The sequence below is a fragment of the Microbacterium sp. C448 genome (assembly GCF_000582705.2).
Lineage (GTDB): Bacteria > Actinomycetota > Actinomycetes > Actinomycetales > Microbacteriaceae > Microbacterium > Microbacterium lacus_A.
Window position 1 is genome coordinate 1 of the sequence record NZ_HG779683.1, and the last position, 22,490, is coordinate 22,490.

At 66.1% G+C, this 22,490-nt stretch carries 17 protein-coding genes; 8 read left to right on the forward strand and 9 right to left on the reverse strand.

Annotated elements, in window-relative coordinates:
• On the forward strand, positions 1-813 hold an 813-nt coding region (locus MIC448_RS08935; protein WP_158497537.1), incomplete at its 5' end, for a DUF2142 domain-containing protein.
• Positions 814-896: 83 nt separating this feature from the next.
• A complete protein-coding gene (locus MIC448_RS08940; RefSeq protein ID WP_036298476.1) occupies positions 897-2,996 on the forward strand; it encodes a glycosyltransferase in 2,100 nt (699 codons plus the stop codon).
• Positions 2,997-3,017: 21 nt separating this feature from the next.
• On the opposite strand, the gene MIC448_RS08945 is transcribed toward MIC448_RS08940, so the two are convergent.
• Genes MIC448_RS08945 through rfbA form a run of 5 tightly spaced genes read right to left on the reverse strand, consistent with a single transcriptional unit; the run spans position 3,018 to position 9,833 of the window.
• Positions 3,018-4,199 (reverse strand): ABC transporter ATP-binding protein, encoded by a 1,182-nt coding sequence (locus MIC448_RS08945; protein ID WP_036298508.1) that lies wholly within the window; start codon positions 4,197-4,199, stop codon positions 3,018-3,020.
• An 11-nt stretch (positions 4,200-4,210) separates the two neighbouring features.
• On the reverse strand, positions 4,211-5,122 hold the full coding sequence (locus MIC448_RS08950) for an ABC transporter permease (protein ID WP_036298479.1): 912 nt from the start codon (positions 5,120-5,122) through the stop codon (positions 4,211-4,213).
• Between the two features lie 4 nt (positions 5,123-5,126).
• A complete protein-coding gene (locus tag MIC448_RS08955) occupies positions 5,127-7,067 on the reverse strand; it encodes a rhamnan synthesis F family protein (RefSeq protein WP_051513476.1) in 1,941 nt (646 codons plus the stop codon).
• Positions 7,064-8,950 carry a rhamnan synthesis F family protein gene (locus tag MIC448_RS08960; protein WP_081766304.1) on the reverse strand — a complete coding sequence of 629 codons (1,887 nt, stop codon included), beginning with the start codon at positions 8,948-8,950 and terminating at the stop codon, positions 7,064-7,066. The genes MIC448_RS08955 and MIC448_RS08960 overlap by 4 nt, the downstream gene beginning before the upstream one ends.
• On the reverse strand, positions 8,940-9,833 hold the full coding sequence (gene rfbA / locus MIC448_RS08965) for a glucose-1-phosphate thymidylyltransferase RfbA (RefSeq protein ID WP_036298484.1): 894 nt from the start codon (positions 9,831-9,833) through the stop codon (positions 8,940-8,942). The genes MIC448_RS08960 and rfbA overlap by 11 nt, the downstream gene beginning before the upstream one ends.
• Positions 9,834-9,901: 68 nt before the next feature.
• Between rfbA and rfbB the strand changes: the two genes are divergently transcribed.
• Together rfbB and MIC448_RS08975 are read left to right on the forward strand one after the other, a co-directional pair.
• Positions 9,902-10,900 carry a dTDP-glucose 4,6-dehydratase gene (gene rfbB, locus MIC448_RS08970; protein ID WP_036298486.1) on the forward strand — a complete coding sequence of 333 codons (999 nt, stop codon included), beginning with the start codon at positions 9,902-9,904 and terminating at the stop codon, positions 10,898-10,900.
• Between the two features lie 34 nt (positions 10,901-10,934).
• Positions 10,935-12,317, forward strand: coding sequence for a bifunctional dTDP-4-dehydrorhamnose 3,5-epimerase family protein/NAD(P)-dependent oxidoreductase (locus tag MIC448_RS08975; RefSeq protein ID WP_051513484.1), 1,383 nt, complete (start codon positions 10,935-10,937; stop codon positions 12,315-12,317).
• 25 nt (positions 12,318-12,342) lie between these two features.
• Here the strand turns inward: MIC448_RS08975 and MIC448_RS08980 are convergent, their stop codons facing one another.
• From MIC448_RS08980 to MIC448_RS08990, 3 genes are all read right to left on the reverse strand, one after another.
• Positions 12,343-14,856 (reverse strand): hypothetical protein, encoded by a 2,514-nt coding sequence (locus tag MIC448_RS08980; protein WP_144238026.1) that lies wholly within the window; start codon positions 14,854-14,856, stop codon positions 12,343-12,345.
• A 67-nt stretch (positions 14,857-14,923) separates the two neighbouring features.
• On the reverse strand, positions 14,924-15,835 hold the full coding sequence (locus MIC448_RS08985; RefSeq protein ID WP_036298491.1) for a glycosyltransferase family 2 protein: 912 nt from the start codon (positions 15,833-15,835) through the stop codon (positions 14,924-14,926).
• Positions 15,836-15,860: 25 nt separating this feature from the next.
• On the reverse strand, positions 15,861-16,976 hold the full coding sequence (locus MIC448_RS08990; RefSeq protein ID WP_036298492.1) for a glycosyltransferase: 1,116 nt from the start codon (positions 16,974-16,976) through the stop codon (positions 15,861-15,863).
• 137 nt (positions 16,977-17,113) lie between these two features.
• Between MIC448_RS08990 and MIC448_RS08995 the strand changes: the two genes are divergently transcribed.
• The 4 genes from MIC448_RS08995 (at position 17,114) to MIC448_RS09010 (ending at position 21,652) form a co-directional block, all read left to right on the forward strand.
• Positions 17,114-18,883 (forward strand): DUF4012 domain-containing protein, encoded by a 1,770-nt coding sequence (locus tag MIC448_RS08995; RefSeq protein ID WP_158497538.1) that lies wholly within the window; start codon positions 17,114-17,116, stop codon positions 18,881-18,883.
• A 145-nt stretch (positions 18,884-19,028) separates the two neighbouring features.
• Positions 19,029-19,565, forward strand: coding sequence for a hypothetical protein (locus tag MIC448_RS09000; RefSeq protein WP_036298496.1), 537 nt, complete (start codon positions 19,029-19,031; stop codon positions 19,563-19,565).
• Between the two features lie 118 nt (positions 19,566-19,683).
• A complete protein-coding gene (locus MIC448_RS09005; protein WP_036298498.1) occupies positions 19,684-20,367 on the forward strand; it encodes a hypothetical protein in 684 nt (227 codons plus the stop codon).
• A 142-nt stretch (positions 20,368-20,509) separates the two neighbouring features.
• Positions 20,510-21,652, forward strand: a complete 1,143-nt coding sequence (locus MIC448_RS09010) for a glycosyltransferase family 2 protein (RefSeq protein ID WP_036298517.1) — start codon at positions 20,510-20,512, stop codon at positions 21,650-21,652.
• A 10-nt stretch (positions 21,653-21,662) separates the two neighbouring features.
• Here the strand turns inward: MIC448_RS09010 and MIC448_RS09015 are convergent.
• On the reverse strand, positions 21,663-22,490 hold an 828-nt coding region (locus MIC448_RS09015), incomplete at its 5' end, for an LCP family protein (protein ID WP_036298501.1).

The window sequence follows — 22,490 nt, forward strand, 5'->3', positions numbered from 1 at the left end:
GTTTTCGCGGTCTTCGGGGCGATCGTCGCGGCGATCCTGGCCGCCCGCTGGTCAAAGGCACTGATCGCCCCCGCGGTGACCGCCGTCCTGATAGCGGTCGCGTCCGTCGCGTTCTACATGACCTCCGGGCAGAGCTCGGCTGTGGTGACGGGGCTGGCTGTCGGCAACCCGCCCCTCTCCTTCATCCAGCATCTGACGAACTTCCTGAACATACCCGGGCTCTGGACGGGCGCGCTGGGCGGCTGGGGGCTCGGCTGGCTCGACACGATCATGCCTGCCGTCGTCCCGACACTTTCGGTGGCCGTCGCCGCCGGCGCGATTTTCATCGGTGTTCGAACGCTCACCTGGCGTCGAGCCACCGCGCTCGCCGTAGCGTTGATCGCCATGTGGCTGGTGCCGCTTGCGCTCCTGGCCCAATCTCGGGTGCTCGTAGGGAGTTCTGTGCAGCCGCGCTACATTCTCCCCCTGCTGATAATCGCACTGGGCGTAGCAACCGCCGCTTCCCATGCTGAACGCTGGTGGAGCGGTCCGCGCGGCCTGCTCGCCGCCGCAGCGCTGTCCGTCGCGGCCGCCGTCGCGCTTCATACGAACGTGCGCCGCTACACGACCGGGATCGACATGCCGGCGTTGAATCCCGGCAGGGACGCCGAGTGGTGGTGGCCGGGCGCGCCGGCGCCCATCGTGGTCTGGGCCGTCGGATCTGCCGCGTTCGCGGTGGCACTCTTTCTCCTGGCCCGATCGGCACGGGCGGTGCGGACCAGCTCCGAAACGCGTCCGGAGCAGTCGTCAACCCCGCCGGCCGTGAACGCGTGACCGTGGCAGGGGTGCGCAACTCCATTCGGAAGAGATTGCGAACCCTGTGGCGGGGATCGAGGTCGCTTCCCGGAGCCGGGCGCGTGCTGCTCGAGGTCGATCGCATCTGGTGGGCGCGAGTGATCCGCCGAGCCGGAGTCGTCGACCTCGACTTCGTCGCCGCTCAGGCGGGGCATTCGTCCGAGCGCCGGGCCGTGCGGAGCTACGTCCGGGGCGGGTTCCGAAACGGAATGTCGCTCAATCCTCTCTTCACCGAAAAGCTTGTGTCCTCGCAGCTCCCGGACGCGGGTCGCGTGCCTGCGCTGTACGCCTACCTCGTGAACGACCCTCGACGGGTGCAGGTCAGCGTGAGCTGGGACGCACCGGCCTACGCTGCGGCGAATCCCGAAACTCTCTCCGCGCGGGGCGGACCGCTCGGTCACGCGTGGCGCACCGCGAGCTCGTCCAACGCACCCGTCCTCGTGTTCGGCCGACCTCCGGGTCCCCAGAGGGACGTCACGTGGCGGGAGGTGCTGTCGGCCGCGGTCGCGGGCGTCCGCGCCGCGGAACAACCGGCGGCGCGGGCGATCGGAGCGCTCACGCGGAAGGTTATCGTCGTCTGTCGCCTCGCGGAAGACGAAGCGAACTCGAGCGCACCGCTGAACTCCGTCGTCAGCGTCGCGTCCGAGATCGATGCCGACGTGATCGTCGCGGTCGGTGGACACGCGCCCGACGAATGGTCGGCAGCGGTGCAGCTGGAACTCTGGCTGCCGGGCGTCCACGTCGTGGAAGACCAGCAGCGGCTGCTCGATCGGCTTCGTGCCGTGGCCCCCTCCGACGCCACGCTCGTGGTGCGCGGGCCGCACGCGGAGATCGATCCGCCCGACCTTCTCGCGCTCGCCCGCCTCGGAGCCGAACGTCCCGCGGCGCCGCTGTGGTTGGGGTGGGATGGCGCGATCGTATCGGCGGGAACGATTGCAAGGAATGGGCATACATGGCACTTCCTCGAGGGCCATCCCGAAGAGGATGCTCGCCGGATCGGTGAGACCCTGGACGTCCACGAGGTTTCAGGTGAGACCTTCGCCGTGCCGGTGGGGCAGGTCACGTCCGGAGCGCGCACCGCGCTCACGCTGACGGTACGCGCGCCTGCCTCCGCCGTCGACGGCCGCCCGACCGACGCTCACGACTCCGACATCCTGCCAGCCCTTCACGCGCTGTCGCTCGACATCGGCCAATCGACCACTTACGGGTTTCGCTATTCGCGACGGCGCACAACAGTCACCCTCGCGGACGGGTCGAGCGTCCCCAGCCTGCGGTGGGCCATCAAGATCGCGGCCCCGCCGGGACGCCCCGGCGAGAACTGGGGTGACACGCATTTCGCTCGGGGAATCGCAGACGCATTACGACTTCTCGGACAAGAGGTCGTCATCGATGCCTACGACGCCCGCGCACGCGCGGGCGTCTACCTCGACGACGTCGTCCTCGCTCTGCGCGGGCCGGAGCCGATCACATCTCAGCCGGGTGCCCTTTCGCTCCTGTGGATCATCAGCCACCCGGACGAAATCGTCAGCGCCGACGTGGACGGATTCGACCGGATATTCGCGGCATCCGCAAGCTGGGCGCAGGCCGCCTCCCGCACGCTGGGACGGCGGATCGATCCCCTCCTCCAGTGCACGGACGTACGCAGATTCCGTCCTTCCGGCGCAGTCCGCACCCAGGAACTCGTCTTCGTGGGAACTGCGCGGGGAATCGAGCGGCCGTCCGTCGTTGAGCCCATCCGGGCCGGTATCCCGGTCTCCGTCTACGGTCCCGACTGGCGCGGGTACATTCCGGCCGAACGGATCGTGGCGACGAGCGTGCCGAACAGCGAGCTGCCGGTCCTGTACGAATCGGCAGCCGCGGTGCTGAACGATCACTGGCCCGCGATGCGGGCCGCCGGCTTCGTGTCCAACCGCTTGTTCGATGTTGTGGCTGCGGGCGGACGGGCCGTCAGCGACGAGGTGGCAGGGATCGCCGAGATCTTCGACGGCGCGGTCGCCACCTATCGGACGATTCCCGAGCTCTTGATGCTGCTCCGCGGCGACCTCGATGCCATCTTCCCCGGCGAAGACGGCCTGGCGACGATATCCGAGCGTGTCCGCCGGGAGCACTCGTTCGATGCGCGAGCGCGAACTCTCCTCGACGCCGCGCTCGCCGACCTGTGAGACGGAGCCGTGTCGCGGCAGTCAGCCGACCCGCTTAGCCGCAACCTGAGCGGTCGTGCTGCCGAGGGTCTGCAACCGCGTCTCCACCGAGAACGTCGCGCCGTGCGAGATCCCGTGGTCGCTCGGTTCGCTGACACCCTGCACATTCGCATGGACATGGTAAGTGCCCGACCCGAGCCGGAGGTCCTCGACGACGAAATCGAGGGCCAGTCGCCCACCGATCGGATCGAGATTCGCACGGATCAGATCGCTGTTGGAAGCGAAGACGATGTGGCCGTTGGGCGTGTTGATGCTGAATCCGGCCGCCCAGCGCTCCATCGGGCGCTCCGCATCGAGGTGCAGTCGAACGGTGAGGGCTTCACCCTCCGGGAGGACCTTCACACGATCTCCTGATGCGTCGAGCAGTTCTACACGCTCGAGCTGAATCGCCGGCCGCGTCCGCGCGACGCCCTTTCCATAACGACCGTCGAGGACGTCGCGCAGAACTCCGATGGCGGCATCTGTGTCGCCATCGAATACCACCGCTCCATCGCTCAGCACGATGCCGCGATCACACAGTTCGGCGACCTGCTGAGCCGAATGGCTGACGAGGATGATGGTGCATCCGTCACGCCGGAACTCGGCGATGCGGTCCATGCACTTGCGCTGGAACGCCTCGTCACCGACCGCGAGCACCTCGTCCACGAGAAGCACATCGGGGTTGGTATGGACAGCGACGGAGAAAGCGAGCCGCACGTACATGCCCGACGAGTAGAACTTGACCGCGGTGTCGATGAAATCACCGATACCGCTGAACGCGACGATCTCATCGAATTGCGCGTCGATTTCGGGTCTGGACAGACCCAGAATCGACGCATTGAGGTAGATGTTCTCCCGACCACTCAGATCCGGGTGGAAGCCCGCCCCCAGCTCGAGCAGGGCCGCCATTCGTCCCCGTGTGCGCACCATTCCGGAGGTCGGTGACACGATGCCACCGATGAGCTTGAGCAACGTACTCTTGCCGGACCCGTTCGCGCCCATCAGCCCGACCGTCGTGCCCGCCCGGATCGAGAGCGATACATCGTCCACGGCAAGGAAGTCCTGCCGGTGCATCTTCGCCTGGCGGCCCAGGTGCACGATGCGGTCTTTGAGGTTGTTGTCCTTCCGGATACGGAACCTCTTGCTGACGGATTCGAGAACGGCGACCTCGGGGGCGGTTTCCATGACGATCGACCTCACAGTTCCTGCGCGAAGTTGCCCTGGAGCCGCGTGAAGACCCTGTGCGACACGAATACCAGAACGATACCGACGGCCATCGCGATCGCCATCCGCAAACCGAGCCCTTCCGGATAGTCCGCGGGCGTGCCCGCTCCCCAGAACGCCTTGTGGAAGCCCATCACCGCGATGGTCAGAGGATTGGCCAGATACAGCTCCAGGAACCAATCCGGCAGCCCGAAACGCTCTATGACATCCCGCACCATGCGCCAGGAATACACGATCGGGGACGCCCACATCGCGAGCATCAGCACGACCTCGGTCAAGTACTGGATGTCGCGGAGGTACACGTTCACGGCGGCGAGGAGCAACCCCAGTCCGAGGCCGTAGATCAGCACCGTGAGCAACGAAGGGAAGAACCAGAGCATCTCCAACGGGGCCGGGAGCGCTCCGAAAGCCACGGCTGCCACCACGAGGACCGCCAGCTGGACCAGGAACATGAAGCCGGCGCCACCGATGCTTGCCAGCGGGAATATCTCGCGCGGGAGATAGATCTTCTTGACCAATCCGCCGTTGAGCAGGATCGATCCCGTCGCACCAGAGATCATGTCGTTGAAGAAGGTGTAGAGCGTGAACCCCGCGAAGAGGTAGATCGCGAAGTCGGGGATGCCTTCCGCGGCACGCAGGAACTGGCCCAGCACGATGAAGTACATCAGGAACTGGATGAGCGGACGGATCACCGTCCACAGAAATCCGAGGAAGCTGTCCCGATACCGAGCCTGCAGATCTCGCCGCACGAGAAGAAGCAGCAGGGACCGCCGCGCGGCGATCTCCCGGATCTTTCCTCCCGATCCGGGCAACGTGACGCCGCGCGAGTCGATCGTGACGAATGGCAGCGTGGCCACCCGCGCGAAGCGTTCTGATCTCGCCACGATTTCAGTCCAGTTTCTCTGACGGTGCTGGGCGTGCGACGTGCGCCCGGCGGACGGGCAGGACTCCCCTGATTCGTCGACGCAGGATTCCCGCACGGCGGCGGATCCCCGTGTAGCGCTCGACCACGTCCGGGTGGTGGACACGCATGTACGCCCAGAACAAGTCTCGCCCAGAACTCACGTCGGTGGGACGAAGCCGGTGCATCGTCGTGATCTTCTCGCGAGGAGAGCCGGGGATCGTCGCCGACAACTCATCCAGCTTGAACTCCAACGCGGTATGGCTGATGGCCGCGTACTCCGCGCACATGGCGATGCGGGTGTGGAAACCGTCCTCCGCGGCGACATAGGACGGCATCCGTTCCAGCACGTGTGCGAGTCCGCCGTCGACGTAAGCTTCCGCGCCACCGAACTCTTCGTACCTCCACTCCCGTTCCGCGAGAATGCGCAGGCTCCGCGGACGGGCGGCGTACATCGAGCCGTACGGGGCGAGCGGGGACGCCCCATCGACGGGCACCGAGAGGCCGAGGTCCGCCGCGATCTGCTCGAATCGCGGCTTGTTCGTCCACCACCCGTGACCCAGCGTGCCGTGCCCGAGGTGGATCATCGGCGGATAGACCAGCCCCAGACCCCGCTCGCGCTGGAACAGCGCAAGCAGATTGGCCACGTACCCGGGATTCGGGAGCAGGTTCTCGAACTGCTGGTCCCGGAAGTGCTGGCCGACCGAGTGACCGTGCTGGGGCGTCTTCTTCGAATGGATCTTGATGAGTACGTCGTGGCGATCTTGCAGGATCAGATCGCGACAGGCGATGAGAAACGCGCTCTGGTCGCGACCGTCGTTGGATGCCAGTACGCGCACCTGGGCCGATCGGCCGTGCCGGGGGTTCGCGGCGATCACGTCTTCGATCGCTCGAGCACGGTCGGCATCGGGTGTCGTCACGACGAGCTCGTAGTCACCCGGCACGTAGTCCGCGCGCCTCAGCATCTCGGCCGCCATCTCCACATAGAAGATGTGCGCAACGACCAGCACCCGAAGCGGGTTGTCGGCGTCGTAGGAGACGTCGACATCGGGAAGGATCTCGACGAGGCCGGCATCCGCATTGAGATCTCGTGGCGGGGAGTTCTTTGCCAGGTTGGGCAACATGAGCTCTCTGGAGTAGCCGTACCGTTCGGCGTGCTCCATCGTCCACCGGCCGATCGCGGCATGGTGGTCCATCGTCGGCGGCCAGAAGAAGAAGGGCTTGCGCTTGAGGATCGGTGACCCGTCGTCGAGCATCTCGTCGGCATTGAAGATGGACGGGTTCTCGGAGTCATATCGGTCATGCGGATAGACCACGTCGTGGACGAATCCACGGGATGCGAAGTGCTCCGTGAACCGTAGCTCATGCAGATCGACCGCGTCGCGATACGTCGGCATGGGGGGAAGGGCGCGCCAGTACTCGCGCCACGCCGGGGACAGGAACATACGCCGCCGTACGGCGAGCCAGAACGACTGGAGGTGGTAAGGGATCAGCGCGCCGGTGGGCGAGAGCGGCTGCTCGATCCGGGGGTGGTCCGTCAACCCCCAGAAGTCGACCGCCGCCGCCTCCTGCCGAGCGAAGACCGGGGCGAACGGACGGACGGGGCCGAACCACGTGTCGTTGGTCAGGACGATCTCGTCGTACACCGTGATCGCGTCGCCGAGTTGGTCGAGCGCTGCCTTGTGCGCCCAGATGTCTAGACCGACGTTTGCTCGTACGAGAACATCGTCGGCCGCACCTTCCAGCCGCTGACGGCCGTGGGAGGAGAGCTCGCCGTTGACAACGACGAAGAGCCGCTCCGCGTGCGGCCGCAGCCCCTCGAGTGCTGTGATGATGAAGTCGTCGACGTCACCGCGACGGTCGTAGACAACATAGATGACGAGGCGTCGCGGCGCAGCGAGCGTCTCAGGCGATGCGGGAACGTTCACGCCGCTCTCCTCCCTGCCGAGCGCAAGACGTGGCGTACACGTCGAGCGATTTTCCTCGGGGCGGAGAGCACCCGAAGCACGCGCGGAAACCGCACCCGCATCATGAGCCGCACGAGGTCCCGCAGCGAGCCGTCACCCACCGGGCCGATCACATGAAGTGCGGCGATGGCTCCCGCGGGATATCCGTAAAGAGGCATCGCCATGAAATCCAACTTGTACTCGAGCGAGACGTGGCTGAGCGCCCCCTGCTCGCCGGTGACTACCGTGCGGCAATGGAATCCCTGCTCCCCCGCGGCGTAGGCGAGCAGCCGGACATGTGCGGCATCGGATTCCGCGTCCCCTGGGGGCCAACGATGCGTCGCGAGCGTCAGCAACGCCTCCGGCCTGCCGATCCACATTCCGCCGAGCGGCGCCAGCGGCGATGCCCAGTCGAATGGCACGCGGATGTTCAGGCCGTCTGCGATCCGTTCGGCGCGGGCCCGAGCGCCCGCCCAGCCCTCGCCCAGAGTGGACATGCCGATGTGCGGCGTCGGCGGGAAAACAAGACCCAGGCCCGGTTCGGCGTCGAACAAGGCGAAGACATTGGCGAGGTAACCGGGGGAACTCAGGAGGCATTCGAGCTGATGCCTTCTGAAGTAGCGCTCGGCATTTCTGAATTCGAGTTGCGGTACCCCCGTATGAACGGCGACGATGAGCTCGTATCGCCCGGAGCCGATGAGGTCGGAGCACTCTGCGAACGCCGATACGACATTCGGGCCCGTCCGGCGCAGCGCCAGACGTGTTTCCAGCCGCACGGCACCGTTCGGATGGATCCGCGCCCACGACTCGCGAACGGGTGCCTCGAACTCTCGCTCAGCCAGAGTGGCGACCACATCGACGCGCCCGGAGATCGTCGGTATGCGCCGAAGCACATCGTCCAGTCCTGTGAGCGTCGGGACGTGCACGACCGCGAGCACGGGACGATCCGGCACGATGGTCCCCCGCGCGACCTCGGGAAGCACCTCCAGCATCCCCGCGTTCGCATTCAGCGTCTTCGGCGGCAATGTGCGCGCGAGATCCCGCCACAACAGCTCGGTGGGGTACCCGGCACGGCCCATGCTCTGCGCGATCGCGCGCCCGATGACAGCATTCTGATCGAAGAAAGGCGGGTAGCCCACGAAGACATCACGGGATACGACGGGGCAGCCGGCCTCGATGAGGAGACGGGAGTTGAACAGCCCCGGGTTGGCCGACGGGTAGTCCCGCTCCGGATAAAGAGTCTGCACGGCGAATCCCGCCTCGGTGAGCCCGGTCGTGAGCGCCAGCACCTCCGGGCTCGGATGCCCGGAACGCCGCTCCAGTCGCGGTACCTCCGCCCAGAACCCCTGCCACGCAGGCGAGTCCAGCACCGGCCGACGGAACGCAAGCCATGACGAGGTCGGCGTCGTGAACGTGTCCTCGTCGAGCTTCGTGAACTCGTCGACGGGGGTTCCATCGATCCGATCCCGGCGGTCGGTGAGCGACCAGGCGTCCCAGTCGCGCGAATCCGCGGCACGGAACACGTCGTCGAAAGTCGTCATCGGGCCATACCAGCCATCGTCGAGGAGCACGAGCTCGTGGCATCCCGCGACGAGATCAGCATGCCGGAGAAGCGCATCATGGTGCGCCCGCAAACCGTGTTCACGACTCGTCACGATGTGATCGACCCTCTCCGACAAACGGACGCGCGCCTCTTTCGTTGCACCTCGCCGCACGATCGCGACGAGGTGCGCGGCGTGTCCGCGCAGGGAACTGAGCGCGCGTAGCACGTAGTCGGCCACGTCATCTCGAGAGTCGTCGATCGAGAAGAAGATGACTCGCCCGCCCCCGGACAGAACCGGGCCGGTCCCAGCGTTAGCGGACATCGAACGCCGGCTGACCCAGCCCCTGGGCAAGCGCCTTGAGCAGGTACGCGCCGTACCCGCTCTTCCCGAGCGCGTGCGCTCTGACCCGGAGATCCTCGTCGCTCAGAAACCCCAACCGCCACGCCACCTCCTCGGGACAGCCGATCGACAGCCCTTGGCGCTTCTCGACGGTGCGGATGAACTCCGTGGCCTCACTCAGAGAGTCGAAGGTCCCCGTATCGAGCCAAGCCGTGCCGCGCGGCAGAACCTCCACCTTCAGTTTTCCCTGCTGCAGGTACGTTCGGTTGATGTCGGTGATCTCCAGTTCGCCGCGCGGCGAGGGTTCGAGCGCCTTGGCGATCTCGACGACGTCGTTGTCGTAGAAGTACAAGCCGGGGACGGCATAGTTGCTCTTGGGTTGGGTCGGTTTCTCCTCGAGCGAGACCACCTTCCCGCTCGCGTCGAACTCGACCACGCCGTAGGCGGTCGGGTCATCCACCCAGTACCCGAAGACGACGCCGCCATCGAGTCCTGCGTAGCGCCGGAGGCGCGTGCCCATGCCCTGCCCGTAGAAGATGTTGTCGCCGAGCACCAGGGCGACGTCGTCGGAGCCGATGTGCTGCTCGCCGAGGATGAAAGCCTGTGCGAGCCCGTTAGGCGCCGGCTGCGCGCGATACGTGATCGACACGCCGAACCGGGATCCATCGCCGAGCAGGCGCTCGAACTGCTCAGCATCATGGGGTGTTGTGATGACCAGGATGTCACGGATGCCCGCCAGGATCAGCGTCGACAACGGGTAGTAGATCATCGGCTTGTCGTACACCGGGACGAGCTGCTTTGAGACGCCGAGCGTGATCGGGTGAAGTCGCGACCCCGTGCCGCCCGCCAGGATGATGCCACGCATCCCTCTAGTGTCCGCCATGAGCGCGAACGCGCCAAAACGGCACTCCCCTCGCTCGTTAGGCTGAGTTCATGCGCAGACTGCTCGTGACCGGCGGCGCCGGCTTCATCGGCTCGAACTTCATCCACCACGTCCTCGGGCACACGGATCATCACGTCACGGTGCTCGACAAACTCACCTACGCCGGAAATCGAGCATCTCTTGCCGGCCTGCCGGAGAACCGCATCACCTTCGTCGAGGGGGATATCGCCGATGGGCCGCTGGTGGATGAACTCTTCGCCGCCGTGAACGACGTGGTTCATTACGCCGCGGAGTCGCACAACGACAACTCCCTGAATGATCCGCGCCCCTTCGTGGACACGAACATCATCGGCACTTACACGCTGCTCGAGGCCGCCCGCAAGTACGATCGACGACTCCACCACATCTCCACCGACGAGGTGTACGGCGATCTCGAACTCGACGACCCTGCACGCTTCACGGAATCAACCCCGTACAACCCGTCGAGCCCGTACTCATCCACGAAGGCGGGGAGCGACCTTCTCGTGCGTGCCTGGGTCCGTTCGTTCGGAGTGCGCGCAACCATATCGAACTGCTCCAACAACTACGGTCCCTACCAGCATGTCGAGAAATTCATCCCTCGACAGATCACCAATGTCCTTCGGGGCATCCGTCCCAAGCTCTACGGTGCGGGTGAGAACGTGCGTGATTGGATCCATGCCGACGACCATTCGTCGGCCGTCATGACGATCCTCGACAAGGGTGAGATGGGTGAGACCTATCTGATCGGGGCGGATGGCGAGAAGGACAACAAGACCGTTGTCGAACTGATCCTCGACCTCATGGGTGAAGCACGCGATGCCTACGATCATGTGACGGATCGCGCGGGGCACGACATGCGCTACGCGATCGATTCGACGAAACTGCGCTCGACGCTCGGCTGGTCTCCCACGTACCGAGACTTCGAGGCCGGCTTGGAGGCGACCATCCAGTGGTACCGCGACCACGAAGACTGGTGGGCGCCCGCGAAAGACGGCGTCGAGGCGTTCTACGCGTCGAAGGGACAGTGACCGCGTCGTGACCGAGTATGGCAAGACTCTCGAGATGCTGACCACGCCGATTCCCGGACTGCTCGTGTTCGAGCTGCCGGTGCATGGCGACGCGAGGGGATGGTTCAAAGAGAACTGGCAGCGCGAGAAGATGTCGGCACTCGGGCTACCGGACTTCGGACCGGTTCAGAACAACGTGTCGTTCAACGATGCAGTGGGAACCACCCGAGGGATTCACGCCGAGCCCTGGGACAAATGGGTATCGGTGGCTACGGGACGGATCTTCGGCGCCTGGGTCGATCTCCGTGAGGGGCCGTCGTTCGGAGCGGTGTACACAGCCGAGCTCGATCCATCCCGAGCCGTCTTCGTCCCGCGCGGCGTGGGGAATTCATACCAGACGCTCGAGCCGGACACCGCGTACACCTATCTCGTCAACGAGCACTGGTCGGCGGATGCGAGCTATTCATTCCTCAACCTGGCCGACGAGGATGCAGCGATCGAGTGGCCGATCCCGCTCGCCGACGCGGAGATATCCGAGAAGGACAGGGCGCACCCGCGTCTGAACGGCGTCCTCCCCGTCCCTCCGCGCAAGACCCTCGTCATCGGAGCGAGCGGGCAGCTCGGTCTCGCTCTGCGCACCGAACTCGGAAATGCGCCCCACGTCGAATACGCAACGCGTGATGATCTCGATCTGACCTCCGCCTCTCTTCTCAGCGCGCGACGCTGGCGTGATTACGACACGATCATCAACGCCGCCGCCTACACCGCCGTGGATCTGGCCGAGACGCCCCATGGTCGCCAAGCCGCATGGTCCGCCAACGTCACAGGGGTCGCCGCGCTGGCACGGGTTGCAGATCACAACGGCATCACTCTTGTTCACGTATCGAGCGACTACGTCTTCGACGGCACCCTCGAACGCCCCTACCGCGAAGACGACTCGGTCAGCCCCCTGGGCGTCTACGGCCAGACGAAGGCTGCGGGCGACGCCATCGTCGCGACGGCTTCGCGCCATTACATCCTGCGCACGTCGTGGGTGATAGGCGAAGGCAAGAACTTCGTACGGACGATGGCGACGCTGGCCGACCGGGGAATCGATCCACGCGTCGTCGACGACCAGATCGGACGGGTGACCTTCACACAAGATCTCGCGAGCGGCATCAGTCACCTCATGCGCACGCGCGCACCCTATGGCACGTACAACCTCACCAGCGGTGGTAGCTCACTCTCGTGGGCGGACATCGCCCGCCTCGTATTCGACGCGCTCGGTCATGATCCGGCTCGGGTGACGGGAGTGAGTACCGACGAGTACTTCGCTACGGCTCCGGGACCTACCGCACCGCGCCCGCGCAACAGCATCCTCGACCTCGGCAAGATCCGAACCACGGGGTTCGTGCCGCGCGAGATCACGAGCGCTCTCACGGAGTATCTGGAGAGCTGAGTTCTCGTCTCCGCGCTTTCGACGTCTACGGGACGGTCACGTCGCGGCATCCAAGCAGCGTGTTGACGCCGGGTCCGTCGTTGATCGCATAGGCACACACACGGTGGACGCCGGGAAGCGCGGCGATCGTTGCGGCGAACCCGGACAGAGGGTTCGTGCGCCCGTATGCGGCGGCCACATCGGGCCGCGCCACATCAGCCGAGATGGCCGCGCCGACACCGTCTACATAGATGTGCACCGGAATGGGATCACGGGAGTCAGGATCGAAAGCCCAACCGCCGACAGCCACACCCCCCGCGACGCCGACTGCCTGCTCGAAGTTGCCGATCGGCGGACGGGTGTTGTCGACCGCCGTGACCGTTTGACAACCGAGGAGCGAATTACCGCCCCGACCGAGGTTGATCGCGTAAACGCAGACACTCGAGGAACCCGGAGGCAACGACAGAGCCTCGGTGAACCCGTGATCTGCGCCCTGCAGCGGGAAGGCCGCCGCGAGATCCGGACGTGCTCGATTGGCGACGTGGGCGGTGCCGCTGGCGCCCACATAGATGTGGACAGGCACCGGATCGACATTGTCGAGGTCCAGAGCCCAACCGCTGATCGTCGCTGTGGCGCCGCGCACATCGATCGAATCGATGACTCCGATCGGGGCTCGCCCGAGATCGGGCAACGCCGCCACGACCGATCGACAGCCGAGGTTCGTGTCGCCTCCGGTGCCGGTGTTCACGGCATAGACGCAGACGTCGGCCGTCCCGACGGGCAACGTCAGCTGAGCACTGAAACCATGGTTGGCACCGTACTGGGGGTATGCGCTGCCCACGTCGGCACGCACATGATCGGCCGTGAACAGACCGCTCCGCCCGGCCCCTTCGACACGAATCTGTATGGGCCACGCGGTGTCAGGGTCGATGGCCCATCCGATGACGGAAACGGTCGTGTCACGGACGGTCAATGACTCGAGCACTCCGATCGGAGCGAGTCCGCGATCCGAGGGCGCCGGAACATCGACCGTCACACATCCGAGTTCGACGTTCACCCCCACCGCGACGTTTATCCCGTACGCGCAGACGGTCTGTCGCCCCGCTGGTGCCTGTATCAGCCGGCTGAAACCGTGCGAAGAACCATATCCGGGGTACGCGGTCGCGATGTCCGTTCGGGCGAGATCGGCGGTCAGAGCGACACCCGCCGCGCCGACATAGATATGCACGTCTATCGGTGCTGATGTGTCGGGGTCCAGCGCCCAGCCACCCACGGAGACGCCGCCGGCAACCGGGACAGCCGCTTCCAGAACACCCACCGGAGATCCGCTCATCGCGAGCTTCGTCTGGCATCCGATCTGGGAGTTACCGCCGAGACCGACGTTTATGCCGTACACGCACAGGCTGTTCACCCCGGCGCTGCCGGCAGGCACCGTCACCGAGAACCCATGTCGCGAACCGAAGCCGGGATACGCCGCGGCAACGTCCGGTCGGTCCAGGTTCGCGGTGAACGCCCGCCCCACGCCATTGACGTACACATGGACATCGATCGAGGCGGAAGTGTCCGGATCCAGCACCCAGCCTGTTATGCGGAAAACGCCCGGCGCTGCCTGGACCGACTCGACGTTTCCGATCGGACCGTTGGGATTTCGATTCGTCGCCGCACCGAACCAGTCCGTGTAGAAGTTGTAGAAGTTCCTGTTGCCGTAGCTCGAGCAGCCGTCACCCATGCCGTATCCGGCGCGAAGGGCCGCAGCGTTCGGCTGGTACGGGGTGTAGTTGTAGAGGGCGGCCGTGGCGTAGTTCGTGATCTGGAGGTTCGTTCCCCCACACGCGGCATTCGGGTGGTAACCGATGAAGTGGACGCCCGGCTGGCGGGAGAATGCTCCTGCCCTGTACGTCTTCAGCTGCGTGGTGCCCGCCACGATCTGGGGTCCGATACCCGCATACGCGGGATCGCACGGCGCCGTATCGGGGCAGTTCGCGCCCATTGCGAAACGAAGATTTCGGTCCGAGGGCGCGCGGCTGGAGACGAGGCTCTGTTCCTTCTCCAGCGTCACCAGGATGACCCTGGCCGAAATCCCGCACGCGACCTGCAGACGATAGATGATCTCCGACACCCGCATGGTTCCGCCCTCGAACGGGCTGCAGACGAGATTCCCCGTTCGCGCGGACACGATGGAGCCGCGGGAGGATATTCCGGCGCTCAGGACGTTGATGCACTGGCCGTTCGTGCACTGCCCGATGCGCTGATCCAGAAACGTCTGGATCTGAGCCGCTGTCATCGCGGCTCCGTCGTAGAAGAGCGCGTCGTCGATGAGCGTCTGCGGATCGAAGCCGTCCAGCCGCGAGGGACGAATGGATGCGCTCGACGGCGAATCAGCTACTGCGGTATCCGGCGACGAGACCGCGGCCATCGTCCCTTCCACCGGCGCTGCCGCCGCGCTCGCGGCAACACCACCCCCCAGTATCAGTGCGGCGCCCGCGACCAGCGCCACGCACGCGCGGGCAGAGCGGATGAACAGTTGCCGCCGCGGGGACCGGCGAGCGCGATGAGACATGGTCCCATCATGACCGAGAGCGGGTCAGACGCCCGGGATTGACGGCTCGAAGCGAGCGAATCCGGCGCTAGCCACCCGTCCGTCGATGCCGAAGGCGCCGGATACGCGACCAGATCGGATGGCGGGCATCGAGTTCTCGCACGATCTCCCGTCGCAGGGCGGCGAACTCATCACGCATGGCGTCACTGATCCGACGCTCGACGAATGCGATATGAAGCGGCAGACCGGGCCCGTTCGCCTCGATCCACGCGGCGAGCGCGCGATCGCGCACGATCAGGTCGTCGCGCGCATGCTGCGTCTCGAGCGCGAACATGCTGTTCGCGTCGGCACCTCGGGCCCGAGGTCGCTGTGTCCATAAGGCGAGCGGTTCCCCGGGAATGAATCCCACGGTTCCGACCGCGACGACTCGTAGGTAGAAGTCCCAGTCCTCCACGGCGCCGAGGCTCTCGTCGTACCAGCCGGCCAGGTCGTGGAGCGACCGGCGGTACAGGAACGAGATGGGTACGGCCCGGTTGACCTCCAGCAATTCGATCAACGAGAGCCGAGACATCCCGGCCCAGAAAGGCGTTCGCTCAACCTCGACCCAACTGTCGCCACGCTGCTCTTCGTAGACGATGGCCGTGCTGACCATGACCCCGAGATCGTCGGGATGACTGTCGAGCCAGTCCGTGGTTCGGGTCAGGAACTCCGGCGCCCATCTGTCGTCGTCGTCGTGCAGAACGATGTAGTCGCCCGTAGCGGCCCTGATGCCGACGTTCGCCGCAACGCATCGCCCACCGGGAACCGGGGAATCGATAACTCTCACGCGTCCGTCCGTCACAGAGGCCGCCACCACAGCGCGAACTGAGTCACCGTCGCCGCCGTCGTTGACGACGACCACCTCCCACTCGGAGTATGTCTGGCGGGTGATGTCTTCCAGGGCCCTACGAAGAAAAACCGGACGGTCCTTCGTACGGACGACGACAGAGACGCGCGGCATGCCCCACAGCCTAGGGGACGCGTCTCTACAGCTCGGCGTGGAGCTGCCACACCCTCTGCGCGGAGTCGGTCCATGCGAAGGCGCGCGAGCGATCCTGCGAGAGCACGCGTAGCCGGCGCGCGACGTCCTCATCTTCCACGACGGCGCTGAGCAACGCGCCGGCTGCGTCCGAGTCACCGGGATCGGCGAAGTGCGCGGCGTCCGCGAGCAGTTCTTCGTGTTGGGCGGTGGCCGCCGCGATGATCGGCGCACCCGCAGCCAGCGCCTCGAGCAGGCGCCAGGGATAGGCCGGCGCGGTGGATAGGGCGACGACGGCAAGCGCACCGGCGAACAGCGCGGCTCGATCGGATGCGTCGGGGCGCGCGATCGTGTGCACACGGCGTTCGGTCAGGCCCGAGGCCTGTGCCCGATCGACGATGAGGGCGGAATCGTCCGCTCCTGCGCCGAGCACCACCACCTCCACGCCCAGCAGAGCCGCACGCGCGAAGACCGCAGCGAGCTCATCGGAGTCCGCGGCCGACCCGAGGGCGATGATGTAGGGCGACCCGACCCCCGCTCGCAGCACACGGTTCGGAGCGTCCACGGGCACAGCGAAGCCGGCCTCGGGTGCCCCGGCGATGACACGGATGCGGGCGCCCAGCGGTGCGATCTCGGCAAGCTGCGCGGCCATCGCGTGCGTCGGCACGACCACCGCGTCCGCGTGTCGGACGGCGCGCCCGAGCATCGCCTTCTGCCACGCCGCCGCACCCCGCGCGAGGCGGGCGGGCGCAGCCCACGCCTCGAGCGACCACAGGGTGACGACGGTCTGGTCGTGGTCGTGCACGCGATCGTGACGGACAAGCGGTGCGAGAAGAGTGGGCGAGTGGATCATGCCCTGCGCAGAGCCGAGAGGGACACCCCACCTCCACGCGTGTGCCAGTTCTCGACCGGCGACGGGCGCGCGCCACACCTCCGCGAGTCCGTCGACAGGGGCGGACGCCGAATCATCCGAGGGACGGGCAGCCGGAAGCATCCCGCCCACATCGCACCCCGACGGGGCGGCGGCGATCAGAGCGGAGCAGAGGCTCGACGAGGCGGCAGCCAGGTCCGGATCGGTTGGACTCACCAGTTGGTCGAGCACGATCCTGAGCCTGGCTGTCATTTGCTCGACTGTACTCGCGCATACCGCAAAGTGTCCGAGAGCCACGTCCTCGGCATCTCATCGATTCGTCCGCCGGTCCTCCACAAACCCTGCGCTCGTGGAGCGGGCGCATCGCGATCGATGCTTGAATGCTCACCGTGACCATCAACAAGCGCCGACGGATCCTCTGGATCGCCCTGGCAAGCGTCGCGTTCTTCGTGATCGTCGGCGCTGCCGCGCTCTGGACGCTCTCTCGCGCACAAGTCGCCCGCGACAGCCTCGAGTCCGCAGCCGAGGTGGCTGCGACCTTCCCCGAGCTCCTCGCGTCCGGTGACACCGCCGCGACGGAAGCCGCGGCCGAGCAGTTCGCAACAGACGCCCGAGCGGCACGGGATGCGACCTCCGACATCGTGTGGCGCACCGCCGAGGTGATTCCGTGGGTCAGGCCGAACCTTTCCGCCGTGCGCCAGGTGAGTGAGATCGCCGACGATCTCGCGACCGAGGCCGTGACACCCCTCGTATCCGTCGCCGAGGGGATCGACCTCGCCCAACTCGGGTTCGCGGATGGCCGAATCGATGTCGCCCCCCTGGCGGACGCCTCCCCCGCGCTCGCGCGCGCCAACGAGGCGTTCCAGCGCTCGGTCACAACGGTGGAGCAATTGCCCGACCCGACGGTGAGCGTCGTCGCGGACGCCGTCGACCGGCTCACGGAAGTCATCGTCCCCGCAGCCGTGACCATCGACACGCTCGACCGCGCGGCAGCACTGCTGCCCGCCATGCTCGGGGCAGAGGGACCGCGCACCTACCTGCTGCTGATGCTCAACAATGCCGAAGCACGTACATACGGGGGCATCCCGGGAGCGGGCGCCGTGCTCTCGGTGAACGACGGGCGAATCGGCATCGAGCGCCAACTGAGTTCGGGCGACTACCTCATCGAGAACGAGCCGGTGATCACCCTCTCCCCCCCCACGTTCGCCCTGTTCGGAGATCAGCCCGGTCGCTACATCCAGAACACGATGTCACCGCTGGACTTCTCTGAGGGCGCCGAGGCAGCCGCCACGCTGCTGGAGCGATCAACGGGCATCACGGTTGACGGGGTGATCGCGGTCGACACCGTCGGCCTCAGCTACTTCCTCGAGACGACGGGTCCGATCGATGTGGGTCCGTTCGAGCTCGATTCGGGCAACGCCGTCGACATCCTCCTCTCGGACGCCTACCGCTCGATCCAAGAGCCGAGCGTCCTCGACGCATTCTTCGCGATGGTGGCGGTGCAGATGTTCCAGACCGTGACATCAGGAGAGGTCGGCGTCGACGGGATGATCGGCGCCGCCGAGCGGGCGCTCGATGAACATCGACTGCATGTCTGGAGCAGGCACCCCGACGAGCAGGCTCGCATCGACGGATCGGCCCTCGAGACGATGCTGCTGCCCGACGACGCCAGCGCGACGCGTGTCGGGGTGTTCTACAACGACCTCACCGGCGCGAAACTGGACTACTACGCAGAACCGTCGGTAACGGTCGAACTCGACGACTGCAGCGCCGAACCGACGGTAAGCGTCACCGTCGATTGGACGAACACGATCCCGCCGGATGCCGCTACTTCACTCCCCAGTTACGTCAATGGGTTCGGCCTCACCGACACACCGATCGGTGAGACCATGACCCGACTGACGGTCGTCGGCCCTCAGGGGTGGACACTTCAGGACTACACGCTCGACGACGCACAGCCGGGCGTTCAAACCGCGCAGTTCGACGAGCGCTCCGCACTCCAGACCGAGTTTGTCACGTCCGCCGGAGGCGCCCACAGGTTCGTCGTGGAGTATTCGGGGGCATCCGGCTCCGACGCACGCGCGGACTGGGACATCGTGACCACTCCCCTCGCGAGCGAAACCGCGGCGGAATTCCTATCGGCAAACTGCACCGGATGATGTAGTCTGTCGAGTGTCAGCTGGGGTAGTTGACATCATTTGGGGAAGTCTTCGTTCGGTTCCTTCGGGATAGCCGACGAAACGTGCGCGTGTGGCTGGGGAGTCGCCGCGTACGGATGCTTCGCGTGAATCTCTGGGGAAAATCATGCTGAAGAAGAAGCTCGTCGTGCTCGGCGTTGCACTGGGAATCCTGGCCATGGGCTCGCCCGCGGCCGCATTCGCAGAGATTGACGACACGTACACGCCGTATGTACTGCCGGCCGCGGTCTCGATCGAAGGCGCTGTCATCACGCCTTGTGAGTCGTCGACGATCATGTTCGGCGCCAGCTACTGGATCGCCGGCGAGACGGTCTCGGTATCGGCAGTCGGTGCCCGTGTCGCCGGGGCGAACTTCACGCCGAGCGTCAACGCGGGTGCGGACGGAAGCCTTTCGGCAACGTTCCAGCCTCCCGCTGATGGGGACGGCGTGTACGACATCACCTTCACCAGCTCGACGCAGAGCTACACGGCTCCGATCACGGTCACGCCGGTCGCGAACTGCGAGGCCGACCCGCAGGTCGACCAGGCTCTCGCGCTCACGGGTGGCGGAACCTCGCCGTGGATCTACGGCATTGGTGGCGGACTGTTGGTCGCGGGCTCGGCCCTGATCACCGTCACTGTCCTGCGCCGTCGCCAGGCCTAGGCCCGCAGATACGTCCCTCACGGCGCCGCTCGCAAACCGCGGCGGCGCCGTGAGGCGTGTCCTCGCCTGCCATGAGAGCCGCATTAACCGGTCATCGCCGACCCACCCGGGGGGAAAGATGATCACGCGCGTCGTTGCCGTCGCCCTGGCCGTCATCGCGATGATGTGGACCGGTCCGGCAGCCGTCGCGGCGAGCGCCGACGACTCCTACGTCGCCCCCGTAGGCGTATCGGTGACACCCGCCGTCATCGAACCCGGCGGTCGCTCGACGATCGAGTTCTCCGCGGGATTCTTCGAAGCCGGGGAAAGCGTCGAGATGGATGTGTCCGGTGCCCGTTCGCGGGAAGCCCGAGTACTCGGGGCCGCTGGCACGGCGACCCTCGTCAGCCGCGCCGACGGCGGCCTGACGGCTGTCTTCCAGGCACCCGAACGCGGTTACGGGCGGTACGCGATCACCTTTTCGGCGTCCCGCGACTACGTCGCCATCGTCACCGTCACGAGCGCGAATGGGACGCATCACGAAGCAAGCGCTCTCGCTCCCCCAGGCCCCGACCTCGGAGTCGCACCGCCCGGCGAAGTTCCCGGCTCCGGCACAACACTCGATCCCCCGAGCCTCCCCGACGAGTGGACCGGTTCTCCCGATCGCGAGGGACGAGTGCAGATCCCCGGCACCCGTCCGGACGCCCCAGATTGGCCGGGCCTGGACTACCTCCCGTGGGCGATCGTGCTGCTCGCGGCGATCGCAATCGTTGCCACGACAGTCACAGCGACATTGCTGATTGCGGCCCGACGACGCGGTTGAGCTTCCACCGAGGCCCGGCGGCTGCGCGTTCCGACAGCAGACGCTGGGGAGAGACGCAGCTTCGTATCCCCGTGTCGGGATATTCTTGGCGTCGTCGATGACGGCCCCGTCCGGGGAACGCTGAATGAACGAGGGGTGCGCCGTGGACCTCTCGATCGTCGTCCCGACTTTCAACGAAGCACCGAACGTCGCCGAACTCGTTCGCCGGATTGCGGCTGCGACGGAGGGCCTCGAGCGCGAGATCCTCTTCGTCGATGACTCCACCGACGACACCCCCGCCGAGGTCGAGCGGGCGGCGGCCGTCACGCCGATGCCGGTCAGACTCGTCCACCGAGAAACGCCGGCTGCCGGGCTCGGCGGGGCCGTCGTGGAGGGCATTCGTCTGGCTCGAGCGGATATCTGCATCGTGATGGACGGCGACCTGCAGCATCCTCCCGAAGTGATTCCCGAGATGCTGCGCGCGCAGCAGCGCACGGGCGCCGGGATCGTCGCAGCCTCGCGGTACACGGGCGGCGGTGCGGCAACGGGGCTCGCGGATGCGGTGCGCACGGCGGTTTCCCGCGGAGCGACGCTCCTCACCAAGGCCATGTTCCCCCTACGGCTCCGCGACTCGACGGACCCGATGACCGGCTACTTCCTCGTCGACCGGACGCAGCTCGACCTCGACCGGCTCCGGCCACGAGGCTTCAAGATTCTGCTCGAGATCCTGGCGAGGAATGACATCGCCGTCGCTGAAGTCCCCTTCGATTTCGCGGAGCGATCGGCTGGCTCGTCCAAGGCATCCATGCGTCAGGGCATGCGGTTTCTCGCCCAGCTCTCGGTGCTGAAGTTCGGCAAGATGTCGGGCTTCGCGCTGATCGGCGCGGTCGGCGCGGTGGCGAACATCGGGATCATGGCCGGACTCACCCATCTCGGGATGAGCTACATCTGGGCCGCGATCATCGCGGCAGAGGTGACGATCGTCGGCAACTTCGTCCTGCAGGAACGCTTCGTCTTCCGCGAGATGCTCGGAAACGCGTCCGCTCGCTGGCTGCGCTTCGCGAAGTCGTTCAGCTTCAACAATGCCGAAGCGCTCATCCGCATCCCGGTACTCGCCCTGTTGGTCGAGACCTGGCATATTTCCAGTGTTCTGGCCGCCGCGATCACGCTCGCCGTGGCTTTCGTGGCGCGCTTCGCCTTCCACTCGCTCGTCGTCTACGCCCCGCAGCGAGAGGGCGCCCCCTCACGCAGGCGGGTTCTCGCGCAGAAGATCGACGAGCAGGCGATGCAGCCGGGCGAGCTCTAGTTCGGCCGAGCTACGGCGTGGGTGTCGGAGTCGGCGGGTGGAGCGCCGCCTGAACGATCTCGCGCACGTAGGCGTAGTCCGGTTCTTCCGCGTCGACTCCACCCTCGGGCGTCAGCTCGATCGTCGTAACCGGCAGTTCCCTCGTCTTCATGGCGAGCTCGGCGAAGTACGGCAGCATCGATTGCGGCAGGTCGGTCTCGACGAGCGCCGTGCCCGCAACCGCGACGTCTTCGAAGCGCGAGAGCACGTTGCTCGGGGTGAACTGCGCGAGGATCGCCGTCTGCAGTTCGCGCTGGCGACGCATCCGGTCCCAGTCGTTCGTCGTGTAGCGCGAGCGCGCGTACCACTGTGCGGTATCGCCGTCCATGTGCTGCGGACCGGCCTCGATCCACCCGATCGCCCAGTCCTCGGCCGACTGGCCGGTATAGGCGGGACCGCCACCCTTGGGCAGACGCTCGACGACCGTGATGTCGACGCCACCGAGTGCATCCACGAGCGCCGCGAAGCCGTGCATGTCGATGAAGACGTAGTACGGGATCTCGATACCCAGGATGCCTTCCGCGGCATCCTTCGTCGCCTCGATCGCGGGCGTCGAGCCGGCAGCACGGGCATCGGGATAAAGCGCGTCACCGTCGCGGCAGACCTCGACCTCGGTGCGGAGCTGGTTGATGCCCGATCCCCAGCCACACGACGCGTCGGCGTGGTTGGTGTGCCCATCCGGATACAGATCCAGCATCGGCCCCGGGGCGAACGGGAACCCGGGCATGTCGCGTGGGATGCCGGTGATCGTTGCCGCGCCGGTGTCGGCGTTGACCGAGACGACCGAGATGCTGTCGTA